At 38.3% G+C, this 8,096-nt stretch carries 6 protein-coding genes, 2 tRNA genes and 1 other annotated feature; of the genes, 5 read left to right on the plus strand and 3 right to left on the minus strand.

Annotated features, from left to right (window positions below; translation table 11 throughout):
- The coding region (locus B5E95_RS09860) for an IS4 family transposase (protein ID WP_143437596.1) at positions 1-1,077 on the plus strand (1,077 nt) is incomplete at its 5' end.
- A gap of 164 nt (positions 1,078-1,241) precedes the next feature.
- Here the strand turns inward: B5E95_RS09860 and purB are convergent.
- Both purB and B5E95_RS09870 read right to left on the minus strand, forming a co-directional pair.
- Entirely contained in the window at positions 1,242-2,537 is a 1,296-nt protein-coding gene (purB, locus tag B5E95_RS09865) for an adenylosuccinate lyase (protein WP_087176900.1), read from the minus strand.
- Positions 2,538-2,540: 3 nt separating this feature from the next.
- Positions 2,541-3,830 (minus strand): adenylosuccinate synthase, encoded by a 1,290-nt coding sequence (locus B5E95_RS09870; RefSeq protein WP_087176899.1) that lies wholly within the window; start codon positions 3,828-3,830, stop codon positions 2,541-2,543.
- A 197-nt stretch (positions 3,831-4,027) separates the two neighbouring features.
- Here B5E95_RS09870 and B5E95_RS09875 point away from each other — a divergent pair, with 197 nt between their 5' ends.
- The 3 genes from B5E95_RS09875 to B5E95_RS09885 all read left to right on the plus strand — a co-directional run bounded on the left by B5E95_RS09875 (position 4,028) and on the right by B5E95_RS09885 (position 5,376).
- Positions 4,028-5,020, plus strand: a complete 993-nt coding sequence (locus B5E95_RS09875; protein ID WP_087176898.1) for a GMP reductase — start codon at positions 4,028-4,030, stop codon at positions 5,018-5,020.
- 200 nt (positions 5,021-5,220) lie between these two features.
- Positions 5,221-5,294 (plus strand) — tRNA-Arg (locus tag B5E95_RS09880).
- Positions 5,295-5,302: 8 nt separating this feature from the next.
- Positions 5,303-5,376 (plus strand) — tRNA-Pro (locus B5E95_RS09885).
- Positions 5,377-5,459: 83 nt separating this feature from the next.
- On the opposite strand, the gene B5E95_RS09890 is transcribed toward B5E95_RS09885, so the two are convergent.
- Positions 5,460-6,515: a DUF871 domain-containing protein gene (locus tag B5E95_RS09890; RefSeq protein WP_087176897.1), complete on the minus strand. Its 1,056-nt coding sequence runs from the start codon at positions 6,513-6,515 to the stop codon at positions 5,460-5,462.
- Between the two features lie 124 nt (positions 6,516-6,639).
- Positions 6,640-6,887: a binding site (T-box leader), on the plus strand.
- 60 nt (positions 6,888-6,947) lie between these two features.
- Here B5E95_RS09890 and asnA point away from each other — a divergent pair.
- Positions 6,948-7,961, plus strand: coding sequence for an aspartate--ammonia ligase (asnA, locus tag B5E95_RS09895; protein ID WP_025005966.1), 1,014 nt, complete (start codon positions 6,948-6,950; stop codon positions 7,959-7,961).
- Positions 7,962-8,096: the final 135 nt, after the last annotated feature.

The raw sequence follows: 8,096 nt of genomic DNA on the forward strand, positions 1-8,096 counted from the left end.
GTTTTTAATCAAAATCTATTTAATATTCAACTTTTTGATCATCACTACCGTTTGTTTGCCATTGATGGCTCTGACTTTAATCAAATCTGGAATCCGAAATCGAATAACATTGTACAAGCTTCTTCTCATAAAAAGAAACCCTATTGTCAAATTCACGTTAATGCCTTATATGATCTATTGAATAATACCTACCAGGATTGTATTTTTCAGCCTAAATCAGAAATGGATGAACGCAAAGCGGCTGTTCAAATGCTTAAAGCTTTGAATTGTGGTCCATATATTGTAACAATGGATCGTGGCTACACTAGTTTCAATATGATTGAAAACTGCAATCGCCTGCCTAACTGTCATTACATAATACGAACTAAGGCTGGAAAAGGCGGAGTTAAAGAAATAACGACATTGCCTGATCAAGAATGTGATCGTGAGATTTCCTGCCTGGTAACTACTTCTAACTATTACTACATCACGCATAAAGCCAGTGAGAATATTCACCATGTCCAGCATTATTATCGCCAATATATTAAGTATCGCTCTAAAAATACCCAGGATCTAAGCTGGGATTTTGGCGAGTTATGCACAATAAAATTTCGAGCCTGCAAATTTAGAATTAATGATGCCAAATCAGGCAAAGAAGAATGGGAAGTTGTGCTAACCAATCTTGATCGAAAAAATTATCCGCTAAAAAGAATTAAAGAGCTTTATCATCTGCGTTGGGGTATTGAGACCTCCTTCAAGAAATTGAAGTATTCTTTAGGCAGCGTACAGTTCCATTCCAAACAAGATAAATTTATTGAAATGGAAATTTATGCCCATATGATTATGTTTAATGCAATCAGTCAAATTGATGCACAGGCCTATATTCCGCAAAAGCATTGCAAGTATCAATATGCCATCAATTTCAAGCAATCATGCTTGATTATTCAGAGCATGTATTTAGCTTCTTCTTTAACGCAAGATTTTGAACGGATCCTTATTCAGATCAGCTATTATACCATTCCAATTAGACCAGGCCGCAAGGACAAGAGAAATATTAAGCCCAAATCAGCTGTATATTATTTATATCGCGTAGCTTAAAAAAGCAGAATCTGTGCTATGCCTTATTTGTTGTACGAAAAAAGCACCAATTTAACCAATTAAATGTTAAATCAGTGCTTTAAAAGTCTAATATTAATTGTCAATGTCTTAACTTAATGACATTGGAATTTCTCCAAACGCTTCTTTATTAGGTATTTTATCAATTAGTCCAAACCACACTTCTTGAAGATATCATCAACATGACGTAAGTGATAGTGATAATCAAAGGCATCATCAACGTCTTCTTTAGAAAGGTAGTTCATAATTTCGCTATTTTCAACTAGAGGTTTAAATTGTTTTTGCTCGTTCCATGACTTAGCAGTCAACTTTTGAACCATATCATAGGCCTTTTCACGAGAAAGTCCTGCTTCGTCAATCAACTTAAGAAGCACACGTTGTGAGTAAATCAAACCGTAGGTACGATCCATGTTCTTGAGCATAGTTTCTGGGAAGACATCCAAGTTGCTCAAAATACGGTTGAAGCGGTGCAACATGTAGTCGATACCGATTGTGGTATCAGGCAAAATTACACGTTCAGCACTTGAGTGAGAAATATCACGTTCGTGCCAAAGGGCAACGTCTTCGTAAGCTGTAACGACATGACCACGCAATACCCGGGCCATACCACAAAGATTTTCTGAGCCAATAGGATTACGCTTGTGAGGCATTGCGGAAGAACCCTTTTGACCTGCACGGAAGTGTTCTTCAACTTCATGAATTTCACTTCTTTGAAGTCCACGAATTTCAGTAGCCCAGTTTTCAATACTGGTTGCAATCAAAGCAAGCATTGCGATGTATTCTGCGTGCAAATCACGTGGCAATACTTGGCTGGTGATTGGTTGTTGCGTTAAACCGAGTTGCTTCATAACACTGGTTTCGATCTCAGGTGGAACGTTAGCAAAAGTACCAACAGCACCAGAAATTTTACCTGATTCTACCCCTTTGGCTGCGTGTTCAAAACGTTCAATATCACGGTTAATTTCGGCATACCAACGAGCAAGCTTCAAACCAAAAGTAGTAGGTTCAGCTTGCACACCGTGGGTACGACCCATTTCAACAGTGTACTTGTACTTTCTAGCCTTTTCCGCAATGGTTTCCTTTAATTCATGCAAATCTTTTCTAATGATTTCATCGGCTTGCTTAAGCAAAAGTCCTTGTGCAGTATCTACTACATCAGTAGAAGTAAGGCCGAAGTGAACCCACTTCTTTTCAGGACCAAGGCTTTCAGAAACCGTACGGGTGAAGGCTACAACGTCGTGATGAGTAACTTGTTCAAGTTCTGCCACACGTTCTGCAGTAAATGATGCATTCTTAGCAATCTTTTCTGCATCTTCTTTTGGTACTTCGCCTTGTTCAGCCCAAGCTCTAGTAGCAGCAATTTCTACTTCAAGCCAAGCTGCGTATTTATTTTCATCAGTCCAGATTTTGCCCATTTCGGGTCGAGTATAACGATTAATCATAAATTACATTTCCCATGGATTCTTCAATACGATAGTTTGTTCACGGTCAGGACCAACTGAAACAGTAACAAGTGGTACACCGACCAATTCTGAAACACGATTCAAGAACTTCTTAGCATTTTCTGGAAGAGCATCCCAAGTCTTAACTTGAGTAATATCTTCATCCCATGCTGGAAGTTCTTCATAAACAGGTTTACAACGGTAAAGTTCCTTCAAACTTGCTGGGTAGTAATCAATCTTCTTACCATCAAGTTCGTAAGCAGTAGCAATCTTAATCTTGTCAAAGCCTGAGAAGATATCAAGCAAGTTCAAGCTTAAGCCGTTAATGCCTGACACACGCTTAGCGTGACGAAGGGCAACGGAGTCGAACCAACCAACACGACGTGGACGACCGGTAACAGTACCGTATTCATGAGCAGTGTCACGAATTCTGTCACCAACTTCATCAAGAAGTTCAGTTGGGAATGGACCTTCACCAACACGAGTGGTGTAAGCCTTGCAGACACCGATTACAGTGTTCAAACGGTTAGCACCCATACCAATACCTGAGCAGATACCGCCTGAGATAGTGTTTGATGAAGTTACGTATGGGTAAGTACCTTCGTCAATATCAAGCATAGTACCTTGTGCACCTTCAAAGAGGACCTTTTCGCCGTTATCAAGTGCATCGTTAACTAAAACTGAAGTATCAGTAACGTATTTCTTCATCTTTTGGCCGTATTCATAGTACTTGTCAAAGATGTCTTCAAACTTAAGAGCTGGCTTACCATAAACCTTAGTAAATAATTCGTTCTTAAGTTTCAAGTTAAGGCGTAATTTTTCTTCAAAAGTATCTTTTTCAAGTAAATCACAAACGCGAATACCGATTCTTGAAGCCTTGTCCATGTAAGTTGGTCCAATACCATTCTTAGTAGTACCAATTTTGTTAGCACCCTTAGCTTCTTCTTGGTATTCATCTTGCTTAATGTCGTAAGGCATGATGATGTTAGCACGGTTAGAAATTCTTAACTTGCTGGTGTCGATTCCGTTCTTTTCCAAGTTATCAAGTTCACCAAACATAACTTCTGGGTTGATAACTACACCGTTACCAATTACTGCACCCTTAGATGCGGCAAAAATACCGGAAGGAATCAAACGCATCTTGAACTCTTTGCCATCAATATCAATTGTGTGGCCTGCGTTGTTACCACCATTTGAGCGAACTGCCATTGCGGCTTCTTTACTCAAAAAGTCAGTAATCTTTCCTTTCCCTTCATCGCCCCATTGACTACCTACGACTGCAACTGCTGTCATTTGAAATTCACCTCATAAAAAATTTCTATAAATATTACGTAAGCTAGTCTAGCAATTTGTAAATTATTAGTCAATGCGAAATCCGAATTATTTTATTTTTATTTTCTTTCATAGTTCGATTTCTATATTGACAAATTAAATTTTATCCCATATAGTAGTTTTCGTTTGGTAAAGCACTACATAAGGAGCAAATCAAATTGAGTAATTATTTTAGTATGGAAGCCTTTGATTATGATGATATCCAACTTATTCCTAATAAAGGAATCATCAAAAGCCGTCGTGACGCGGATACTAGCGTAAGGTTCGGAAGCCGAACATTTAAAATACCGGTTGTACCAGCTAATATGGAAAGCGTCATTAATGATGACTTGGCCGTTTGGTTAGCAGAAAACGGTTATTACTATGTAATGCACCGTTTTGAACCAGAGAAGAGAATTCCTTTTATCAAGATGATGCACGAAAAGGGCCTCTTTGCTTCTATTTCAGTCGGTATTAAAGATAGTGAATATGATTTTATCGACGAATTGGTTAAGCAAAACCTTAAGCCTGAATACATCACAATCGATGTAGCCCATGGTCATTCAGTTTATGTAATTAAGATGATCAAGTACATTAAGGAAAAATTGCCTGATTCATTTTTGACTGCTGGTAACATTGCTACACCAGAAGCCGTACGTGAACTTGAAAATGCCGGCGCTGATGCCACTAAAGTTGGTGTTGGTCCTGGTCGTGCCTGCATCACCAAACTCAAGACAGGCTTTGGTACAGGTGGATGGCAACTGGCCGCACTTCGTATGTGTAGTAAGGTGGCTTCAAAACCATTAATCGCAGACGGTGGTATTCGTCATAACGGTGATATTGCGAAGTCCGTTCGCTTTGGAGCAACTATGGTGATGATCGGTTCACTTTTTGCTGGTCACGAGGAATCTCCCGGCAATGTTATCAAAATTAATGGCAAAACTTATAAGCAATATTGGGGCTCAGCCTCTGCAGTACAAAAAGGTGCCTACAAGAATGTAGAGGGTAAACAAATGCTTGTGCCCTATCGCGGATCAATTAAAGATACTTTGCGTGAAATGAAAGAAGATCTACAATCATCAATTTCATATGCGGGCGGACGCAATTTGAACTCCATCAAACTCGTTGATTACGTCATCGTCAAAGACAATATCTTCGATGGGGATAGATAATTAGACATTTTTAGTACAAAATATTTGCATTTTGATTATTTTTTGTTAATTATTTTGTAATAAGATAGTTTTATTATCATTTTTTCGATAGAATAGTATAGGTCTAGTTACTGGAGGGTAGACAGTAACTAGGCTTTTTTTCTTGCAAAAAAATATTGGACATCGTTTATATTTATGTTATACTAATTGAGTTGATAGACGCGCCCTTAGCGCAACTGGATAGAGTGTCTGACTACGAATCAGAAGGTTGAAGGTTCAAATCCTTCAGGGCGCACTTAAAAACGGGAAATGGCTCAGTTTGGTAGAGCACCTGGTTTGGGACCAGGGGGTCGCAGGTTCGAATCCTGTTTTCCCGATAATATCTACTTTTTGAGATGAATCTTTGATTCATCTCTTTTTTTGTACAAAAAAGAAGTATTTCCTAAGAAATACTTCTTCACTAAATACTATTTGCATTCGCTTTTCTGAAAATGACCCGCATATCAGCACCAATATAATCAAGCAATGGCAAATCATAGTCTTTTACTTGTGCCAGCACATTAACCTTTTCATTTCGCGGCAAATCACACTTAGTTACTTCAATTTCACCCTTATATCGCTGATATAAATCATTATCAACTGTTACGCTACCTTTAGGCCGAGCATAAATATTGTCTTGTGGCTCTGTCGACAATAATTGCTTTTCTCTACTTTCCTTTAGCCGTACTACATCTCTTGCCACATCAGGACGATTATGCCAGTCATTTTCAAATAATTCTGGAATTTCAGTATCCAAATGCAATGTAATAGCTTTTTCTTTTTGGTAATTGGTAATCGATTCAATTGTATCCTTAGTCAATTGCGGATCACCTACAAAAATATCATCACAATCTAGTTTTTGTAATTCTAAAATTGCTGCAAGTGGATTTTCATTTCTTTGTTTTTCAAGTGTAGGCAAGCCCGCAAAGATCGGTCCACGCAACTTACCATTTCCCGAAATAAAGGCTGACGTTTTCAAATTATATTTATGGAGCCATTTATTCTTTTCTTGCATCCAATGTGCATCAAGTCCCGTTTCAGGACGCGGATAAAAATTATGCCCCGCTGTCAAATTATCAAAGTTAGCATTGCTATATTTCAAATTATCAATATCATCTTGCGTAATCGTGCTGGCATTCAGAACGATAGGCATTTCCTTAGATAATTTGGCAATGGTTTCCATACTAAAGCCATCATCCATCCGCAAGCCTGTTAAATTTAAGCTTTTAATTTGATCTATGCCATTAATATTTAGCTTATGCAAAACTTCTTCTGATACATCTGCCACAATTTTTAAGTCTAATTTTTGGCACCAATTAACTAAATTAGCTAGCCGCTTTAATACAATATCATTTTCTGTATCAGGAACTTCCAGTTGGGTGAATACGCACATAAAACCACTATTGCGCATCATCAATAAATAATTATAATTCTCGGCTGTTAAATCATGTCCGAGATAAACAGAAAAACCTAACATTTTAATCCTCTAAAGTAATATTATTTTCTTTTATGTCTATAAGTAAACCGCTTTCTAAATTATCATATCACATTTTTGGCTTGCTTTTTTTAGGGAAATACTGTTAAATATATATCAAATAAATTAAAAAGCTATGAAAAAGACGAGTAAATAATCTATTTCTCTCCAGTGAATTAGTGTTAGTGCGAAACTAATAGACCCTGGATTATTGAAAAACACTTTTAGCAGCTCACCGAAATAACAATTCTTAAAGTAGGTTGAGACGTCTCCGGCACGTTACCACACCGGTGGAGCATGATGGTGCTTCATTAAGAGGTCTATATAATTAGACAATGTGGGTGGTACCGCGGAAAAAAGCCTTTCGTCCCTAGATTACAGGGAGCGAAGGGCTTTTTCTTTACTCTCAAATATTTTCGAGAAAGAGGATTTATTATGACACTTATTTTACCTAAAGATTACCGTCCAACATTGACAGTTCGTGATACTGAAGCAGCAATTGTTTTCATCCGTGAAACTTTCCAAGATAAGCTCGCTTCTATTCTCGGCGTACAAAGAATGTCTGCCCCAATGTTTGTTGAACAAAAGACTGGTTTAAACGACAACTTAAACGGGGTTGAACGTCCTGTTGCTTTTGATATGAAGTCAATGCCTAAGGACGACACCATTGAAGTAGTCCACTCTCTTGCTAAGTGGAAGCGACTCGCCCTTAAGAAGTATGGTTTTGGGATGCACGAAGGTCTTTACACTAACATGAACGCCATTCGCCGCGATGAAGATTTAGACAACTTCCACTCCATTTACGTTGACCAATGGGACTGGGAAAAAGTTATCCGCAAGGAAGAACGTAACACCGATACTTTGGAAATCACTGTTAACAAAATTTTTAGAGCTATTAAGGAAACTGAAAAATTAGTATCTGCGCGCTACCCTGGTTCTACTTATCGCTTGGCTGATCACGTTTCATTCATTACTACCCAAGAGCTTGAAGACCGCTGGCCTGAGCTTTCACCAGATGAACGTGAAAACATGATTGCCAAGGAAGAAAAGGCCGTCTTTATCATGAAGATTGGTGACAAGTTGAAGCGTAGCGGTAAGCCTCATGATGGTCGTGCACCTGACTACGATGACTGGCAATTAAACGGTGATTTGATTTTCTGGTATGAACCTCTTCAAAGTAAGATTGAAATTTCATCAATGGGTATCCGCGTCAGCGAAGAAAGCTTGAAGGAACAACTGAAGAAGGCACATTGTGAAGAACGTGCTAAGTTGCCATTCCACCAAATGCTTTTGCAAGGCGCATTGCCATACTCAATCGGTGGTGGTATCGGTCAATCACGTCTATGCATGCTTTTACTTGGTAAGGCCCATATCGGTGAAGTTCAAGCAAGTATTTGGCCAGAAGACATGGTTAAAAAGTGTGAAGAAGATCATATTGAATTATTGTAAAATTTTTCTACTACACAAAGTGTCTGGGAAAAAACTAACCCTTAGATACTGAAAGACGATCAATCCAACTCTTAATTTGAGTTGCTTGACCGTCTTTTTCTGTCTATTTTTATTTTTGAACAAAGAAAATTGGTC

It is taken from the genome of Lactobacillus gallinarum, assembly GCF_002160635.1.
GTDB lineage: Bacteria > Bacillota > Bacilli > Lactobacillales > Lactobacillaceae > Lactobacillus > Lactobacillus gallinarum.